This is a genomic window from Mesorhizobium sp. AA23 (assembly GCF_001672435.1).
Lineage (GTDB): Bacteria > Pseudomonadota > Alphaproteobacteria > Rhizobiales > Rhizobiaceae > Mesorhizobium.
In genome coordinates this window covers 47,858-64,343 of record NZ_LYTP01000005.1, presented here as the reverse complement: position 1 = coordinate 64,343, position 16,486 = coordinate 47,858, and the positions used below count along the sequence as shown (strand labels likewise).

Below are 16,486 nucleotides of genomic sequence, written 5' to 3'. Positions count from 1 at the left end.
TCTGGGCTAGTGCTCTAGCGGCGAAGAAATGGGATGAAAAGAGCGCTTTTGGATAACATCGTTGAAATGCTCGGGAGCATTGCAGCGTCCCGAATGCGACTGGACCAGGCAAAATCTTGCCTTGAAACCGCGGCTTCCGGTTTTTAGGGTCTCGCCGCACGCATAAAGGAATCCCCATGCCCCGTAATGTGATCGAAGCGATCGGCAACACCCCCCTGATCCGGCTCAACAAGGCTTCGGACGCAACCGGCTGCGAGATCCTGGGCAAGGCCGAATTCATGAATCCGGGACAATCGGTCAAGGACCGTGCAGGCCTCTTCATCATCAGGGACGCCGAACAGCGCGGATTTTTGAGGCCCGGTGGTGTCATCGTCGAAGGGACCGCCGGCAACACCGGCATTGGCCTCACGCTGGTCGCCAAGGCGCTCGGCTACCGGACAGTCATTGTCATCCCCGACACGCAAAGCCAGGAGAAGAAGGACACGATCAAGATCCTGGGAGCCGAGTTGATCGAAGTGCCGGCCGTGCCCTACAAGAACCCGAACAACTATGTGAAGCTTTCGGGGCGGCTCGCCGAGCAGATGGCACGGTCGGAGCCGAACGGCGCGATCTGGGCGAACCAGTTCGACAATGTCGCGAACCGCGACGGCCACATCCGCACGACTGCCGAGGAGATCTGGACCCAAACCGGCGGCAAGGTCGACGGCTTCGTGTCCGCCGTCGGCTCCGGCGGCACGCTCGCCGGCGTTGCGCTCGGGCTCAAGGCCAAGAGCAGGCACGTCAAGATCGCACTTGCCGATCCGTTGGGTGCTGCGCTCTACAGCTTCTATACCAGCGGTGAGCTGAAAGCCGACGGCAGCTCGATTACCGAAGGCATCGGCCAGGGTCGCATCACCGCCAATCTCGACGGCTTCACGCCGGACTTCTCCTACCAGATACCGGACGAGGAGGCATTGCCGATCATCTTCGATCTGATCCAGGAAGAGGGACTGTGCGTCGGCGGCTCGACGGGCATTAACATCGCCGGCGCCATTCGGCTGGCGCGCGAGCTTGGCCCCGGCCATACCATCGTGACGATCCTCGCCGACTACGGCACGCGCTACCAGTCGAAGCTGTTCAATCCCGAGTTCCTGCGAAGCAAGAACCTGCCGGTCCCAGGCTGGATGGACGAAAAAACCAGCATCCCGGTGCCGTTCGAAAAGGTGGCCTGATGGCGCAGAGAACCGAAGCGCTGTTTCGCGACGACGCCTATCTGAGCACGGCGGAGGCGCAAGTCGTCGCCATCAATGACCGCGGCGGCATCCTTCTCGACCGCACGATCTTCTATGCCACGTCGGGCGGACAGCCAGGCGATACGGGCATGTTGGAGCGCGCCGACGGCAGCCGCATCGCGATCGCCGCCACCATCACCGGCGAGACCAAGGACGAGATCATCCATGTGCCGGCGCCTGAACAGGCCCTGCCGGCCGTCGGTGAAAAGCTGAAGCTCGCCATCGACTGGCGGCGGCGGCATCTTCTGATGCGTATGCACTCCGCGTGTCATCTGCTCACCGTCGTCTGCCCGTTTCCGATCACCGGGGCAGCGGTCACCGAGGACGACAGCCGCGTCGATTTCGACATTCCCGATGCCGGCTTCAGCAAGGAGGACGTGACAGCGAGGTTGATGGAGCTTGTGCGGGCCAACCATCCCGTCTTCACGCGGCTGATCACCGACGAGGAACTTTCGGCCAATCCCGGGCTTGTCAAATCGAAGAACGTGCGGCCGCCCGTCGGCACCGGCAGGATTCGCCTGGTCTGTATCGGCGAGAATGCCTCAATCGACAGTCAGCCTTGCGGCGGCACCCATGTGAAGAGCACCGGCGAAATCGGCGAGATCCATATCGGCAAGATCGAAAAAAAGGGCCGCGAGAACCGGCGCTTCCGCATCCGCTTCGGGCCGATGCCGGCGAATTGACGAGCAACACCTACCAAAGTCGCCAGGAGCGGGCAGGAGAGGAAAAATGGCCGAAGACAGCCCATTCACCGTCGACGCGGATTGGCTCGAGAAGCGGTTGGGAACGCCAGGACTGACCATCATTGACGCGTCCTGGTACCTGCCGGCGCAGAAACGCGACGCCCGCGCCGAGTATGACGACGCCCATATTCCCGGTGCGCGCTTCCTCGATCAGGACGCCGTTTCGGACCCGAATTCCAAGCTGCCGCACACATTGGCGTCGCCCCAATGTTTCGCGCAATATGTCGGCTCGATGGGCGTTTCGGCCGACGACACGATCGTCATCTATGATGGTCCAGGCTATTTCTCGGCGCCTCGCGCCTGGTGGATGTTCCGCGTCATGGGCGTCTTCCAGGTTTATATCCTGAATGGCGGCTTCGACCGCTGGAAGGCGGAAGGGCGGCCGGTGACGGCGGAGCAGACCCGGATCGCGCCTTGCGTCTTTTATGCCGATTTCGATGCAAGCCGGGTTGTCAGCCTCGACGAAATGCGCCGGATCGTTGGAAGTGGAGAAAGCCAGATCGCCGATGCGCGCTCACCCGGGCGTTTCGCCGGTACCGATCCGGAACCGCGTCCCGGCGTCCGTTCCGGCCATATGCCGGGCGCTCGCAATGTTCCGGTTGCCGCGCTTGCCGAGAATGGCGAACTGCTACCCAAGGACCGCTTGCGCATGGTCATTGAGGAGGCCGGCATCGATCTTACAAAGCCGGTCGTCACCTCGTGCGGATCTGGCATCACCGCGGCGGCGATCACGTTGGCGCTGGAGACGCTTGGCCATACCGACAACAGGCTGTACGACGGCTCATGGACCGAATGGGGTGGGCTGAGCGACACGCCCGTGGTGACGGGCAAGGAATGACGGCGATGGAAAACGGTGGACCGAAGGATATCGATGTCACGGTCACATTCCTCGAAATGCACGCACCGCCGGCCTCATCTCCCCCGCTGCCCTACAACCGGCAGATCGCCTTGCTGAGGACCAAGGACATTCCGCTGCATTTCTACCGCTACCTGATGGATCGCGTCGGGCGCAAATGGCACTGGGTCAATGTGCTTAGACTAAGCGACGAGGAACTGGCCGCCGGCCTGCATCGTGAAGACCGTGACATCAGCGTGCTCTACCTCGACGGCTCTCCCGCCGGCTTCTTCGACCTCAAGCCACATCTGCCCGAGGAAGTGGAACTCGCCTATTTCGGTATGATGGAACATGCGCACGGCCAGGGTATCGGTCGCTGGTTCCTGGGAGCGGCCATCTCGGCCGCGTGGTCTTATGGGCCGAAGCGCATCACGGTGCAGACCTGCACGCTTGACCACCCGGCGGCGCTGCCGCTTTACCAGAAGCTAGGTTTTACGCCGGTTGCGCAGAAGAAAGAGGTCGTGCATCCGCTGACCTTCGCCGAGCGCTCCGCAAGCGTCATGCGGCCGTAGTTAAGGGGAAGCGCGGCGCAGTCGGCTGCCTCGATGCCGCCTACGCAACCGGCGGCGGCTGGCCCGCGAAGGTCGGCAGCGACGTGTCGATGCAAGCCCATCGGGGCGCCTTGATCGTCCGGATCGTCGCTGCGGGCCGTATCATGCTCGGATCATCGCCAGACCTCAGCCGCCCGCGCGCCACACCCTTCTTCTGCGATCATCATGGCGCGGAGCGCGGTCCATGGCGAGTCCGATGAGGCGAGCATCGTGATTTCGGGTTCGTAATTCGATACTGCGCTTCGAGCGACGCACGAAGCGCTTGGCAGGAATCGGGTGGGAGACGCTGTCGGCTCGGCATAATTTTCGGCCAAGGACACCGGAGAATTTGCCATGAGCATCCAGTTCAAAGCCCTGCCGACCGAAGCCGTGCGCGCCTTACAGCGGGGAGGGCCCGACGCTTACGGCCACACGCCAGAGCGAGGGATTTCGGACGGCGATGGCGTGCCGTGCCGGCATTGCATGAAGAACGTCGCAACCGGCGATAGCTATCTCATCCTCGCCTACCGGCCGTTCCCGGAGCTTCAGCCTTACGCGGAGACCGGACCGATCTTCCTGCATGCGGACGAATGCCAACGCCCCGCGGAGGCGGATGCACTGCCCGAGATGCTCCAAAGCAGCGACTACATAGTGCGCGGTTATGGCAAGGACGACCGCATCGTCTACGGCAGCGGCGCCGTCGTCCCGACTGGCGATATCGCGGCCCGCGCCGAGACTTTGTTCGAGCGCGACGACATAGCCTACATTCACGTCCGCTCGGCACGGAACAATTGCTACCAGTGCCGCATCGAACGAGCTTGATCGCCGGCAAAAAAATGCCCGCCGGTGGTCTGGCGGGCCGTTGGAAGTCTGTGACAGAAGCCTTCGGCCCGAGCCGCCGGCGGGGCCGGTTTTCACCGGAACCGAGGGCGACCGTAGCCATCAGGTAGCGAAATCTCTCTAGGCAGGTTTCTCGGGTCCCGAATGTGAAGCATTTCACACAAGAGGCACCGGATTCGCTCGCATTGGCTGAGCGGCGGCCCGCATGCCCCCGCAAACTGTCGTACTCCCGTCGCATAACCGCGCTAGAAGGGCAGTCGTTGATCGATGGCCGACCGCGGATGGACCGGCGGCACATCGCAACATCGAGGAAGCGGGGCTCTGGCTCCGCTTTTTTGTTGCCCGGACTCTTCGCGCAAAGGACCGGTTGGAAACACGATAAAAAACGCCCGCCGGAAGAACCGGCGGGCGACAGAAGGAAGCTTTTATCGAGGGCAATTCCAGGAAAGGTCTGTAGCGGTACCGTCCGGAATTACGTGACAAATAATTTCAGGCGGCCAGCACCGCCTTCGGTTCGACCATCTCGTAACCCAGCGCTTCGGCGACGGCACGATTGGTGATCTTGCCCTTGTGGACATTGAGGCCGTTGCGCAGGTGATGGTCGTCGACCAGCGCCTTCAGGCCCTTGTCGGCGAGCTGCAGGCCGTGATGCAGGGTGGCGTTGTTCAGCGCGTGTGCCGAGGTAACCGGAACCGCGCCCGGCATGTTGGCGACGCAGTAGTGGATCACGCCGTCGACCTCATAGGTCGGGTCGGCATGGGTCGTGGCGTGCGAGGTCTCGAAGCAGCCGCCCTGGTCGATGGCGACGTCGACGAGCACCGAGCCCTTCTTCATGCCGGAGAGCATTTCGCGGGTGACCAGCTTGGGTGCGGCAGCGCCCGGGATCAGCACGGCGCCGACGACGATGTCAGCCGAGAAGCACTCGTCTTCGAGCGCCTCGACGGTCGAGTAGCGGGTATGGACACGGCCGCCGAAAATGTCGTCGAGCTGGCGCAGGCGCGGGATCGAGCGGTCGATGATGGTGACGTCGGCGCCGAGGCCGGCAGCCATCTTGGCAGCGTGCAGGCCGACGACGCCGCCGCCGAGCACGGTGACCTTGCCTGGCAAAACGCCGGGAACGCCGCCGAGCAGCACGCCGCGGCCGCCATTGGCCTTCTGCAGCGCGGTCGCGCCGGCCTGGATCGACAGGCGGCCGGCGACTTCCGACATCGGCGCGAGCAGGGGAAGACCGCCGCGGTCGTCGGTGACCGTCTCATAGGCGATCGCCGTGACGCCCGAAGCGAGCAGGCCCTTGGTCTGCTCCGGATCCGGGGCGAGGTGGAGGTAGGTGTAGAGGATCTGGCCGTCGCGCAGCTGCACCCATTCGTTGGGCTGCGGTTCCTTGACCTTGACGATCATGTCCGACTTGGCGAACACGTCGGCGGCCGTCTTGGCGATCGTGGCGCCGGCGGCGCGATAGGCGTTGTCGTCGGCGCCTATGCCGGCGCCGGCGCCGGCCTCGACAAGCACTTCGTGGCCGTGCGCGACATATTCGCGAACCGAGCCGGGCGTCAGACCGACACGGTATTCATGGTTCTTGATTTCCTTGGGGCAGCCGACGCGCATCTTCTTCTCCTGTCCGGCCCTTGAAAGGGCGCTCTCCCTGACATTTCCGGGCATGCCGCCAACCCCAAACCGCCGCGCAGTTGGGCGACATGCATGAGACGCAGTGAAGCATGAATCGTTCCGTATGTGTTTGCGAATGCACTTGCGGCAGCGACCGGTCTTCGATAATCGTTGCGCAAAATGCCGGATTATTCGCAGGAATCCCGAAAAATGCCGCTCGATAGGATTGATATCGCCATTCTGGAGACCTTGCAGAAGGATGGCCGGATCCCCAATGCAGCGCTTGCCGAAAAGGTTGGGCTGTCACAGTCGGCCTGCTCCAGGCGCCTGGACAATCTGGAGAAATCCGGAACCATCCGCGGCTATCACGCGCGGCTGTCGAATGCCGCGCTCGGCCATCAGATGACGGCGATCGTGCATATATCGTTGTCGGGGCAGTTCGAGAAGACGCTGTCCGATTTCGAAGCGGCGATCAAACGCTGCCCGAACGTGCTTTCCTGCCATCTGATGTCGGGCGAATACGACTATATCCTGCGTATAGCGGCCAAGGACCTTGCCGACTATGAGCGTATCCACAAGGAATGGCTGTCGGCGATGCCGCATGTGACGAAGATCAACTCATCCTTCGCCCTGCGCGAGATCGTCGACAGGACAGCGGTGGGGTTGAGGCCGGAAATGGCCTAGCTGAGGTCAGAGCGTCGCATCGTTTCACGGGAACCCCGAACCGCTCATTTCTTTGCTTTGCGCAATTACGGACGGAAAACCGCTACACACTTTTCTTGGAACTGCATTAGGCTCCGGCCGCCTCGGTGACCACCTTGGTCATCGGGATGTCGTGCGGTTGCGGATAGATGGTGGGAATGCGCTGCAATTCGTAGCCGACGCCGATCACCAGCGGCCTGAACGGCATGGCGGCGAGCGTACGATCGTAGAAACCGCCGCCATAGCCCAGCCGGTAGTTGCTGGGATCGATGCCGACTACCGGCGAGATCACGATATCGGGCAGGACAGGATCACCCTCGGCCGGGATCGGGATGTTCCAGACGCCCTTCTCCAGCCGGTCGCCCGGCGCGTAGGCGCGGAACACCAAAGGCTGGCCCTTCTCGATGACGACGGGCAGCGCGATGCGGCCGCCGCGCGCATTGATCGACGCCATAAAGCCGCGCAGGTCCGGCTCGCCGCGGAACGGCCAGTAGAGGCTGACCATAAGGCCGGCAACCTTGCCGACCAGCATATCGAGGCCCTCGGCAATCCGCTGTGACATTGCCGCGCGTGCATCGGCGGAAACCGCAAGCCGCGCGCCGATCAGCCGCTCACGCTCCGCCTTGCGCCAGCGCCGGACATCGGTCCAGTCGGACAGCGGCATCTGATAGGCCGGGTCGAGCTCATGCATGAAACAAGGCGGCGAAGCGTATTGCGCCGGGCCGTCGTCATCGCGATTGTCAGACATGCTCCACTCCTATCGTTCTGCTCCACGCTATACCCGGCGTTCCGGGGGCGACATGCGCGTACACGACACCGGGCGACGACTCCCGGGCACTGACATGGCCAGCGGTGGCGTTGTTGCGGTGCACAAAAAAGCTTACATCTAGGCAATCGGGTTGCTTTGGGCGAGGTGGCTGAAAATGGGCGAAGCCAAGCATCATGTCGTGATCGTCGGCGCCGGGTTCGGCGGTCTCGAACTTACCCGCGCGCTGGCCGGCGCACCGGTGCGCATCACCATGATCGACAAGCGCAATCACCACTTGTTCCAGCCGCTGCTCTACCAGGTGGCGACCACCGCGCTGGCGACTTCCGAGATCGCCTGGCCGATCCGTCATCTGTTACGCAAGCGCAAGGACGTGACGACGCTTCTGGGTACGGTCATCGGTGTTGACCGCGCAGGCAAACGCGTGCTGCTCGATGACGGGAGCGCAGTCGGCTACGACACGCTAGTGCTCGCCACCGGCGCGCGCCACGCCTATTTCGGCCATGACGAATGGGAGCCATTCGCGCCCGGGCTGAAGACGCTGGAAGATGCCACCACCATCCGGCGCCGCATCCTGCTCGCCTTCGAGCAAGCCGAGCGCGAGACCGATCCCGCCAGGCGCCAGGCATTGCTGACGCTGGTCATCGTTGGCGGCGGACCGACCGGCGTGGAGCTTGCCGGCACCATTGCAGAGCTTGCGCATGACACGCTGCGCGGCGAATTCCGCAACATCGACACGCGGCAGGCACGCGTTGTGCTGATCGAAGCCGGTGACCGTGTGCTCGCAAATTTCGCACCGGAGCTCTCGGCCTATGCTCAAAAGGCGCTGGAGCGGCTTGGCGTGACGGTCGAGCTTGGCCGTGCCGTCACGCAGTTGGATGCCGAGGGCGTCGTCTTTGGCGATACCTACCTGCCGGCAAAGACGATTTTATGGGCAGCCGGCGTCGCCGCTTCGCCTGCGGCGGAATGGCTGGGAGCGCCCGCCGACCGGGCGGGCAGGGTGCTGGTCGAGCCCGATCTCACCGTGCCGGGCAGCCCGGAGATATTTGTTATCGGCGATACGGCGCATCTGCTGCGACCGGACGGCAAGCCGGTACCGGGCGTGGCGCCGTCCGCCAAGCAGGAGGGCAGGCATGTTGCTGCAACGATCAAAGCGAGGCTCGATGGCGACGCAACGCCACGCCCTTTCCGCTACAAGCATGCTGGCGACCTGGCGACGATCGGCAAACGCGCGGCCGCCATCGATTTCGGCTGGATCAAGCTCACCGGCTGGCTCGCATGGTGGCTCTGGGGGATAGCGCACATTTATTTCCTGATCGATTTCCGCAATCGGCTCGCGGTGTCGCTCAGCTGGCTATGGATATATTTTACCGGACAGCGCAGCGCGCGCCTGATCACTCAGGGTGACGACGACAAGAGCTGATTGCTTTTCATCGACGCGTCACTTTGTCGTGATCGACAGACATCCAACAGACATGGACTCGAAATGCCTTCGGCGGCATGTTCCGATTGAGGGGCAGGGCATGTCGCGTTGTCTAAGAGGAGGAAAACAATGTCACTTTTGCCCGTCTCTCGCCGCGAATTCCTGGCCGGAGCCGCCGCCAGCGGAGCGCTGATCATGCTGCATCCGTTCTCCGTCCGGGCCGCAGCCAATCAGGCGCATCTGAGGATCATGGAGACGACCGACATCCATGTGAATTTGCTGCCTTATGATTATTACGCCGACAAAGCGAACGACACGATGGGCCTGTCGCGCACGGCCTCGCTGATCGACGGGGTGCGCAAGCAAGCCACCAATGCGATGCTGATCGACAATGGCGACCTGTTACAGGGCAATCCGATGGGCGACTACATCGCCTATGAAAAGGGCATGAAGGACGGCGACCTGCATCCGATCATGAAGGGCATGAACCTGCTCGGCTATGAATGCTCGACCCTCGGCAACCACGAATTCAACTACGGCCTGTCCTTCATGGACAAGGTGTTGGCCGGCGCCAATTTCCCCTTCGTATGCGCCAACCTGATCCGGGGCACCACGCTCGCCACGAACCCGCGCGACGACAAGCTCTACCTCAAGCCCTATGTTATCCTCGACAAGAAGATCAAGGACGGCTCCGGCGCCGAACAGCCGATCAAGATCGGGGTCATCGGGTTCGTGCCGCCGCAGATCATGGTCTGGGACCTGAAAAACCTGGAAGGCAACGTCCAGACCCGCGACATTGTCCAGGCGGCCAAGGCCTGGGTACCGCAAATCCGTGAGGAGGGCGCCGACATCGTCATTGCGCTTTCGCATTCCGGCATCGATATCAAGCAGGGCGACATGATGGAGAACGCCTCCTTCTTCGTCGCCGGCGTCGAAGGCATCGACGCGGTCTTCACCGGGCACCAGCATCTCGTCTTCCCCGGCAAGAAGGATTTCCAGGCGCTGGAAGGCGTCGACACCGAAAAAGGCACTCTGCAGGGCAAGCCGGCGGTGATGGGCGGCTTCTGGGGCTCGCATATGGGCCTGATCGACCTGCTTCTTGAGCGCGATGGCTCGAAATGGCGCGTCGTCTCGGCCACCTCCGAGGCGCGGCCGATCTATGAGCGGGTCGACAGCAAGAACAAGGCTACGGTCGGCGACGACAAACGCATCATCGCGGCGCTCGAGCAGGATCACGAGGCGACGCTCGCCTATGTCCGCCGCCCCGTCGGCAAGACGTCCGCGCCGCTCTATTCCTATTTCGCTTTGGTCGCCGACGATCCCTCGGTGCAGATCGTCAATCAGGCGCAGAGCTGGTATCTCAAGGATATTCTGAAGAGCACAGAGTGGAAGGACGTGCCACTCCTCTCTGCGGCGGCACCGTTCAAGGCAGGCGGCCGCAACGGCGCCGACTACTTTACCGACGTCCCTGTCGGCGATATCGCCATCAAGAACGTCGCCGATCTCTATCTTTATCCGAACACCGTGCGCGCGGTCGAAATCACCGGCTCGCAAGTCAAGGAATGGCTGGAGATGTCGGCCGGCATCTTCAACAGGATCGAGCCCGGGAAGGCGGATCAGCCGCTGATCAACACCGAGTTCCCCTCCTACAATTTCGACGTCATCGATGGCATCACCTACAAGATCGACCTGTCGCAGCCACCGAAATACGATACGAAGGGCGCCGTCGCCAATGCCGGCTCCAGCCGCATCGTCGATCTTAAGTTCGGCGGCAAGCCGCTCGATCCGGCAGCGAAATTCGTGGTTGCCACCAACAACTACCGCGCTGGCGGCGGCGGCAATTTCCCTGATATCAATGCTTCGAAGATCATCTATGAGGCGCCGGACACCAACCGCGACGTGATCGTGCGCTACGTCATCAGCGAGGGCACGATCAATCCGTCGGCGGACGACAACTGGTCGTTCGCGCCGCTGCCTGGAACCAGCGTTGTCTTCGAGACCGGACCCAGGGCCAAGGATTTCATCGGTCAGGTGAAGTCGCTGAAGATCGAGCCGGCGGGCGAGGGTGAGGCGGGGTTTGCCAAATACCGCATTACCCTTTGATGTTGCGCGGCCGGGCCGGCCTGATTTGGCTAAGGCGAAGGGGTGGTCGCGGGCGTGGTGAGCGGCCCGGGGAAGGCCGGCTGGATCGACGTGCCGAGCGGATCGCTGGGCACGGTCAGCGGCGCCATTCCTCTCGGGTGGCGAATCTCCTGGATGGTCGATGTCGGCGTGTTGTTGACAAGGTCGCTGGCCCCCGGTGTCAGCGTCGGGGCAGTCAGCGCGCCCAGCGGGTCATTGGTGAGTGTGGGCAAGGATACTTTTGCTTCAGCGGCACTTGCCGAGATCACGGCAAGCAGCAGCACGGCGACGGCTACGGTGCGGTTCAAGGAAGCCTCCTGTTGCGAACGACGCTCGGCGCTCGCCCGAGGATGCAGTGACGGCGCCGGACAGCCGGAAAAATGCCGGATGTCCGATCGCGGTTGCATCATGTTCGCATGAGACATTTGTGCTCGCACCGCAGCTCTCCAGGTAGCCGGCGCTGGGTCCCATGACGCCGGAAAGGTGCGTCGATTACAAAGCAGTGAATTGGAACGATTGCCGTGAAGGCGCTCTGGTTCGGTTTGGGGACATACGCTAGCTTTAGCCATGCGTTATGTGATCGTTATCGTCGCCATCACGTTCTTCCTGATCTGGGACGGCCTCTACAACCAGGGCCAATATCTCGACGCGACCGTCAGGGAGATGTCGCGCATCGTGCGTTACGTCACCGGCGCTGCCTGAGGCCCCGACGCTGCCGCTCAAATAGCGGGCGCGACATCGTTGCCGGTTGACGCGACGGCCTTGCTCCCACAAAACGCGTTCATCCGTCGATCAAGGAGGCTGGGTTTGATCCGGCACATCGTTTTCTTCAGCGTGCGGCGCAAGGAGGATGTGGAGGCCGTCCGGTCAGGGCTGCAGGAACTGGGCAAGATTCCCCATTCGAAACACTTCGAGGTGACGCTCAATACCAAGGTCGATCTGTTCTCAAACGCGATCGACGTGGTCGTCTATGCCGAATTCGAGGACGAGGCAGCGCTCGCAGCATACAGGGCGCATCCGATCTATGCGGAGACGACAGGCAGGGTTAAACCGTTGCGCGAGCTGCGTTATTCGGCCGACGTCGTGGCCGCCGCCTGAGCCGCGCCGTCCGCTCGCCTTGGACGCCAGGCCTTGAACCGATTTCCGCAATGGTGCACACCGCGCCGGCATGACGAAAACTCCGCCCCATCCGCTCGACCATCTCGTTCTGCCCACGCGGAGCCTCCACATTGCAAGGCAGCGCCTCTCGTCGCTCGGCTTCGTCGTCGCCCCGACCGGCGTCCATCCTTTCGGGACCGAGAACGCTTGTGTCTTCTTCACCGACGGCACCTATCTGGAACCGCTGGCCGTCGGCGATGACAAAACGGCCGATCGGGCGATGGGCGAAGGCAACGTCTTCGTCGCGCGCGACCGCCTTTACCGCAGCAGGCTTGACGACGAGGGCTTCTCCGCGGTCGTCTTCGGGACCGCCGATGCAGATGCCGACCACGCGCGCTATGTCGAAGCGGGGCTGTCGGCTGGCAACATGTTGAGCTTTTCGCGCGCCTTCACCGACACCACGGGCAAAAGCGACACGGCATCGTTCAAACTGGCATTCGCGGCCGATAGAAAAGCACCGGACGCCTTCCTGTTCGCCTGCCAGCGCATCAACGCGCCGCAGATCGACCGCACCGCACTGCAGGCACATGCCAATGGCGTGACCGGCATCGTTGAGATCGTGGCGGTGAGCGACGAGCCTTCGAGCCAGAGGGGACTGATATCGATCGCTGCCGGCCAGGACGCGAGCGACGGCGACAGGACTGACCTGCCAAACGCGACCCTGGCCGTTCTGACGCCCGACGCTTTTGCCGCACGGTTCGGTGCTTCGGCAAGGCAGCCTTCGGACCTGCGATTTGCGGCCGTCATCTTTGCGGTTCGCAGCGTCGCCGCAGCTACCCAGCTACTTGCGGCAAACGCGATAGAGCACAACATGAGCGACGACGATGTCGTCGTGCCGCCGGCACCCGGTCAGGGCGCGGCCTTCATCTTTCGGGAGATCCCATGAGCGAGCCCCTTGCGCCCAATGCCGCGGTAAGCGTCGGCAAGGTGGTTTTCGCCAACAATGCGCCCTTGTCGCTGATCGCAGGCCCCTGTCAACTCGAGTCGCGCCAGCACGCCTTCGACATGGCCGGCGCACTGAAGGAACTAACCACAAGGCTCGGTATCGGGCTGGTGTACAAGACGAGCTACGATAAGGCCAACCGCACCTCGCTCGGCGGCGCGCGCGGTGCCGGGATCGAGGCGGCGATGCCGATCTTCGACGACCTGCGCAAGGAGTTCGGACTGCCGGTGCTGACCGACGTCCACACCGAGGAGCAATGCGCATTGGTCGCGCCGCATGTGGATGTGCTGCAGATACCGGCCTTTCTCAGCCGGCAGACGGATCTGCTGATTGCGGCGGCGCGCACCGGCAAGGTGGTGAACGTCAAGAAGGGTCAGTTCCTGGCGCCATGGGACATGAAGAATGTCGTCGCCAAGGTCACCGGTTCCGGCAACGCCAACGTGCTGGTCACCGAGCGCGGCGCCTCCTTCGGCTACAACACACTGGTGTCGGACATGCGAGCGCTGCCGATCATGGCCGAGATCGGCGCGCCGGTGATCTTCGACGCCACCCATTCCGTGCAGCAGCCGGGCGGGCAGGGCGGCTCGACCGGTGGCGAACGACGCTTTGTCGAGACCCTCGCGCGCGCCGCCGTGGCGATCGGCGTTGCCGGCGTGTTCATCGAAACCCACCAGGATCCGGACAACGCCCCCTCGGACGGCCCCAACATGGTGCCCTTGAAGAATCTTCCCGCATTGCTGGAAAGGCTGATGGCGTTCGATCGGATCGCCAAGAGGCCGTAGCAGGGCAGCCGAAAATCTGGAACCTTCGCCCGCTCCCCTCATTGTCCACAACGGACAATCAAATGAGAGGAGCACAACAATGACCACTCCGTCTGGCCACACCGAAGCCATCGCCGCCTCACGCGTCATCGGCACCTCGGTCTACAACACCGCCGGCGACAGCATCGGCAGCATTGAGGACGTGATGCTCGACAAGATGTCGAACGGGATCATGTTCGCGGTTATCGGCTTCGGCGGCTTCCTCGGCATGGGCGAGAAGTATCACGCCATTCCGTGGGCAAGCCTCGACTATGATGAAAACATGGGCGGCTACGTCGTGCCTTTCACGAAGGAACAGCTCAAGGCGGCACCGGCCTACTCGATCGAGGAATTGACCGGCGCCGATGGTGAAGCGGCCCGCGACGCATCCTTCGAATACTACCACGTGAAGCCTTACTGGCACTGATCGGCCTGAGCGGCTGCTTCCAGAATCGAGAAGGCCCCCGGGTCCGGGGGCCTTCGAGCGTTGAGGAACCTATTCAGCGGTCCGAAGGGTGGATAGCTCCGTGGAGTTCTGCTGAGGCTTCTGGGTGTCGCAGGACGTTAGGAACGCCGCCGCGATCAGGAACAAACTCACGATACCGCTCAACTGAGACATGGCGAAACTCCTCGTGTTTCGCCCCGCGCAAACACGACCATAAATCAGAAGGGCGAGTCGCGCGCATGACTAATGATGACAAAGATTTGCGCTTCGTGAATCTTGTCGCCTGCAATTATTGCGGACCGCCCAATTGCCTTTTGCCGGGCTTTGGCTAAGAGGGGCGCGACGCTTCAATCGATCAATCGGGGACATCGCAATGACCGCCATCATCGACATTGTCGGGCGTGAAATCCTGGACAGCCGTGGAAATCCGACCGTCGAGGTCGACGTGGTGCTGGAAGACGGCTCGATGGGCCGCGCCGCCGTTCCGTCGGGCGCCTCGACCGGCGCGCATGAGGCGGTCGAGCTGCGCGACGGCGGGCCGCGCTATCTCGGCAAGGGAGTCCAGGGCGCCGTCGAGGCCGTGAACGGCGAGTTGTTCGAGGCGATCGGCGGCATGGAAGCCGAGAACCAGATCCATATCGACCAGACGATGATCGAGCTCGACGGCACTCCGAACAAGAGCCGGCTCGGCGCCAACGCCATCCTCGGCGTGTCGCTGGCGGTGGCCAAGGCCGCCGCCGAGGCCGCCGGGCTGCCGCTCTACCGCTATGTCGGCGGCGCCAAGGCGCACATCCTGCCGGTGCCGATGATGAACATCATCAATGGCGGCGCTCATGCCGACAACCCGATCGACTTTCAGGAATTCATGATCCTGCCGGTCGGCGCGCCGACGCTGCGCGACGGCGTGCGTTGGGGCTCTGAAATCTTCCATACGCTGAGGAAGAAGCTGAAGGATGCCGGCCACAACACCAATGTCGGCGACGAGGGCGGTTTCGCCCCCAACCTGAAGAGCGCGCCGTCGGCCCTCGATTTCATCATGGAATCGATCGAGAAGGCCGGCTTCAAGCCGGGCGAGGACGTGGCGCTCGGCCTCGACTGCGCGGCGACCGAGTTCTTCAAGGACGGCAACTACGTCTATGAGGGCGAGAAGAAGACCCGCGATCCGAAGGCGCAGGCCAAATACCTCGCCAAGCTCGCTTCCGATTATCCGATCGTCACCATCGAGGACGGCCTTGCCGAGGACGATTGGGAGGGCTGGAAATACCTGACCGATCTGATCGGCAAGAAGACCCAATTGGTCGGCGACGATCTGTTCGTCACCAACACGGCGCGACTGCGCGACGGTATCCGCATGGGCGTCGCCAACTCGATCCTGGTCAAGGTCAACCAGATCGGCTCGCTCACCGAAACGCTCGACGCGGTCGAGACCGCGCACAAGGCCGGCTACACCGCCGTCATGTCGCACCGCTCGGGCGAGACCGAGGATTCGACCATTGCCGACCTCGCCGTCGCCACCAACTGCGGGCAGATCAAGACCGGCTCGCTGTCGCGCTCAGACCGCATGGCCAAGTACAACCAGCTCATCCGGATCGAGGAAGAGCTCGGCCGGCAGGCGCGCTACGCCGGCAAGTCGGTGGTCAAGGGCTGATCCGGACAAACTGTCTTGGTTGTTGAAAGAGGCGGAGAGGCGGGTTTCCCCGCCTCTTTTTGTTTCGGCAGGTCTCAGTCCAGCCAGCCGTAACCGTCCATTAAGCACAATCGGGCGAAAAAAGACTCGAACAGCCGCTTGCGCTCGCGGCCGAAAGGGGTCGGGTCATGTGGACACGTCAGCACAAGCAGAGAAACACCGGCAAGCTGATCGTTCCGTCGCTCTGCGTGCTGTTTCTCGCCTATTTCGGCTTCCATGCCTATCACGGTGAGTTCGGCATCTACTCCAAATATCGGCTGCAGGCCCAGGCGGCCGAACTCCAGACTCAGCTCGACGCGGTCAAGGCGCGCCGGATCGACTTCGAACGTCGTGTCCAGCTCATGCATGAAGGCACGCTGGAAAAGGACATGCTTGACGAGCAGGCCCGAAAGGCGCTCAATCTGTCCCATCCGGGCGAAATCACCATCATGCTGCCGGCTTCGGCAAAATAACCGAATTTCGGTTAATCAAACTTATTTGCAATGATTCTAATCGCTTAGGATGCATGTCAGCCATGCATTTTTCAGCATGGCGCATTGCATTCTTGCGTGTTAGCC

18 protein-coding genes are annotated in these 16,486 nt (G+C 62.5%); 15 read left to right on the top strand and 3 right to left on the bottom strand.

Annotation, left to right across the window (positions count from 1 at the left end; all coding sequences use genetic code 11):
* Positions 1-176 precede the first annotated feature (176 nt).
* The 5 genes from A9K66_RS06680 to A9K66_RS06660 all read left to right on the top strand — a co-directional run bounded on the left by A9K66_RS06680 (position 177) and on the right by A9K66_RS06660 (position 4,261).
* Positions 177-1,211 carry a cysteine synthase A gene (locus A9K66_RS06680; protein ID WP_067321416.1) on the top strand — a complete coding sequence of 345 codons (1,035 nt, stop codon included), beginning with the start codon at positions 177-179 and terminating at the stop codon, positions 1,209-1,211.
* Entirely contained in the window at positions 1,211-1,954 is a 744-nt protein-coding gene (locus tag A9K66_RS06675) for an alanyl-tRNA editing protein (protein WP_067321414.1), read from the top strand. The genes A9K66_RS06680 and A9K66_RS06675 overlap by 1 nt, the downstream gene beginning before the upstream one ends.
* A 46-nt stretch (positions 1,955-2,000) precedes the next feature.
* Complete coding sequence (gene sseA / locus A9K66_RS06670) at positions 2,001-2,852, top strand: 3-mercaptopyruvate sulfurtransferase (protein WP_067321411.1); 852 nt, start codon at positions 2,001-2,003, stop codon at positions 2,850-2,852.
* 5 nt (positions 2,853-2,857) lie between these two features.
* Positions 2,858-3,421, top strand: coding sequence for a GNAT family N-acetyltransferase (locus tag A9K66_RS06665; protein WP_067321624.1), 564 nt, complete (start codon positions 2,858-2,860; stop codon positions 3,419-3,421).
* Between the two features lie 372 nt (positions 3,422-3,793).
* Positions 3,794-4,261 carry a DUF1203 domain-containing protein gene (locus A9K66_RS06660; protein WP_067321408.1) on the top strand — a complete coding sequence of 156 codons (468 nt, stop codon included), beginning with the start codon at positions 3,794-3,796 and terminating at the stop codon, positions 4,259-4,261.
* Positions 4,262-4,768: 507 nt separating this feature from the next.
* Here the strand turns inward: A9K66_RS06660 and ald are convergent.
* Positions 4,769-5,884: an alanine dehydrogenase gene (ald, locus tag A9K66_RS06655; RefSeq protein ID WP_067321621.1), complete on the bottom strand. Its 1,116-nt coding sequence runs from the start codon at positions 5,882-5,884 to the stop codon at positions 4,769-4,771.
* Positions 5,885-6,094: 210 nt separating this feature from the next.
* On the opposite strand from ald, the gene A9K66_RS06650 reads away from it, so the two are divergent.
* Positions 6,095-6,568 (top strand): Lrp/AsnC family transcriptional regulator, encoded by a 474-nt coding sequence (locus A9K66_RS06650; protein ID WP_059188527.1) that lies wholly within the window; start codon positions 6,095-6,097, stop codon positions 6,566-6,568.
* A gap of 106 nt (positions 6,569-6,674) precedes the next feature.
* Here A9K66_RS06650 and A9K66_RS06645 read toward each other — a convergent pair whose 3' ends face one another.
* Positions 6,675-7,334: a 5-formyltetrahydrofolate cyclo-ligase gene (locus A9K66_RS06645; RefSeq protein ID WP_082953743.1), complete on the bottom strand. Its 660-nt coding sequence runs from the start codon at positions 7,332-7,334 to the stop codon at positions 6,675-6,677.
* 175 nt (positions 7,335-7,509) lie between these two features.
* Between A9K66_RS06645 and A9K66_RS06640 the strand changes: the two genes are divergently transcribed.
* Both A9K66_RS06640 and A9K66_RS06635 read left to right on the top strand, forming a co-directional pair.
* Positions 7,510-8,775 carry an NAD(P)/FAD-dependent oxidoreductase gene (locus tag A9K66_RS06640; RefSeq protein ID WP_067321405.1) on the top strand — a complete coding sequence of 422 codons (1,266 nt, stop codon included), beginning with the start codon at positions 7,510-7,512 and terminating at the stop codon, positions 8,773-8,775.
* A gap of 129 nt (positions 8,776-8,904) precedes the next feature.
* Positions 8,905-10,878: a bifunctional 2',3'-cyclic-nucleotide 2'-phosphodiesterase/3'-nucleotidase gene (locus A9K66_RS06635; RefSeq protein ID WP_067321402.1), complete on the top strand. Its 1,974-nt coding sequence runs from the start codon at positions 8,905-8,907 to the stop codon at positions 10,876-10,878.
* 29 nt (positions 10,879-10,907) lie between these two features.
* Here A9K66_RS06635 and A9K66_RS06630 read toward each other — a convergent pair whose 3' ends face one another.
* Positions 10,908-11,204, bottom strand: coding sequence for a hypothetical protein (locus A9K66_RS06630; RefSeq protein WP_067321399.1), 297 nt, complete (start codon positions 11,202-11,204; stop codon positions 10,908-10,910).
* A gap of 259 nt (positions 11,205-11,463) precedes the next feature.
* Between A9K66_RS06630 and A9K66_RS31440 the strand changes: the two genes are divergently transcribed.
* The 7 genes from A9K66_RS31440 to A9K66_RS06600 all read left to right on the top strand — a co-directional run bounded on the left by A9K66_RS31440 (position 11,464) and on the right by A9K66_RS06600 (position 16,381).
* Positions 11,464-11,598, top strand: a complete 135-nt coding sequence (locus A9K66_RS31440) for a hypothetical protein (protein ID WP_259979787.1) — start codon at positions 11,464-11,466, stop codon at positions 11,596-11,598.
* Between the two features lie 105 nt (positions 11,599-11,703).
* Positions 11,704-11,994, top strand: coding sequence for a Dabb family protein (locus A9K66_RS06625; protein ID WP_066989660.1), 291 nt, complete (start codon positions 11,704-11,706; stop codon positions 11,992-11,994).
* Positions 11,995-12,064: 70 nt separating this feature from the next.
* Positions 12,065-12,940, top strand: coding sequence for a VOC family protein (locus A9K66_RS06620; protein WP_067321395.1), 876 nt, complete (start codon positions 12,065-12,067; stop codon positions 12,938-12,940).
* Positions 12,937-13,779: a 3-deoxy-8-phosphooctulonate synthase gene (kdsA, locus tag A9K66_RS06615; protein WP_067321392.1), complete on the top strand. Its 843-nt coding sequence runs from the start codon at positions 12,937-12,939 to the stop codon at positions 13,777-13,779. The genes A9K66_RS06620 and kdsA overlap by 4 nt, the downstream gene beginning before the upstream one ends.
* 79 nt (positions 13,780-13,858) lie before the next feature.
* Positions 13,859-14,224 (top strand): PRC-barrel domain-containing protein, encoded by a 366-nt coding sequence (locus A9K66_RS06610; RefSeq protein WP_066989666.1) that lies wholly within the window; start codon positions 13,859-13,861, stop codon positions 14,222-14,224.
* 391 nt (positions 14,225-14,615) lie between these two features.
* Positions 14,616-15,890 (top strand): phosphopyruvate hydratase, encoded by a 1,275-nt coding sequence (gene eno, locus A9K66_RS06605; RefSeq protein WP_066989668.1) that lies wholly within the window; start codon positions 14,616-14,618, stop codon positions 15,888-15,890.
* A 167-nt stretch (positions 15,891-16,057) separates the two neighbouring features.
* On the top strand, positions 16,058-16,381 hold the full coding sequence (locus tag A9K66_RS06600) for a septum formation initiator family protein (RefSeq protein ID WP_067321389.1): 324 nt from the start codon (positions 16,058-16,060) through the stop codon (positions 16,379-16,381).
* The last annotated feature ends 105 nt before the right edge of the window (positions 16,382-16,486 follow it).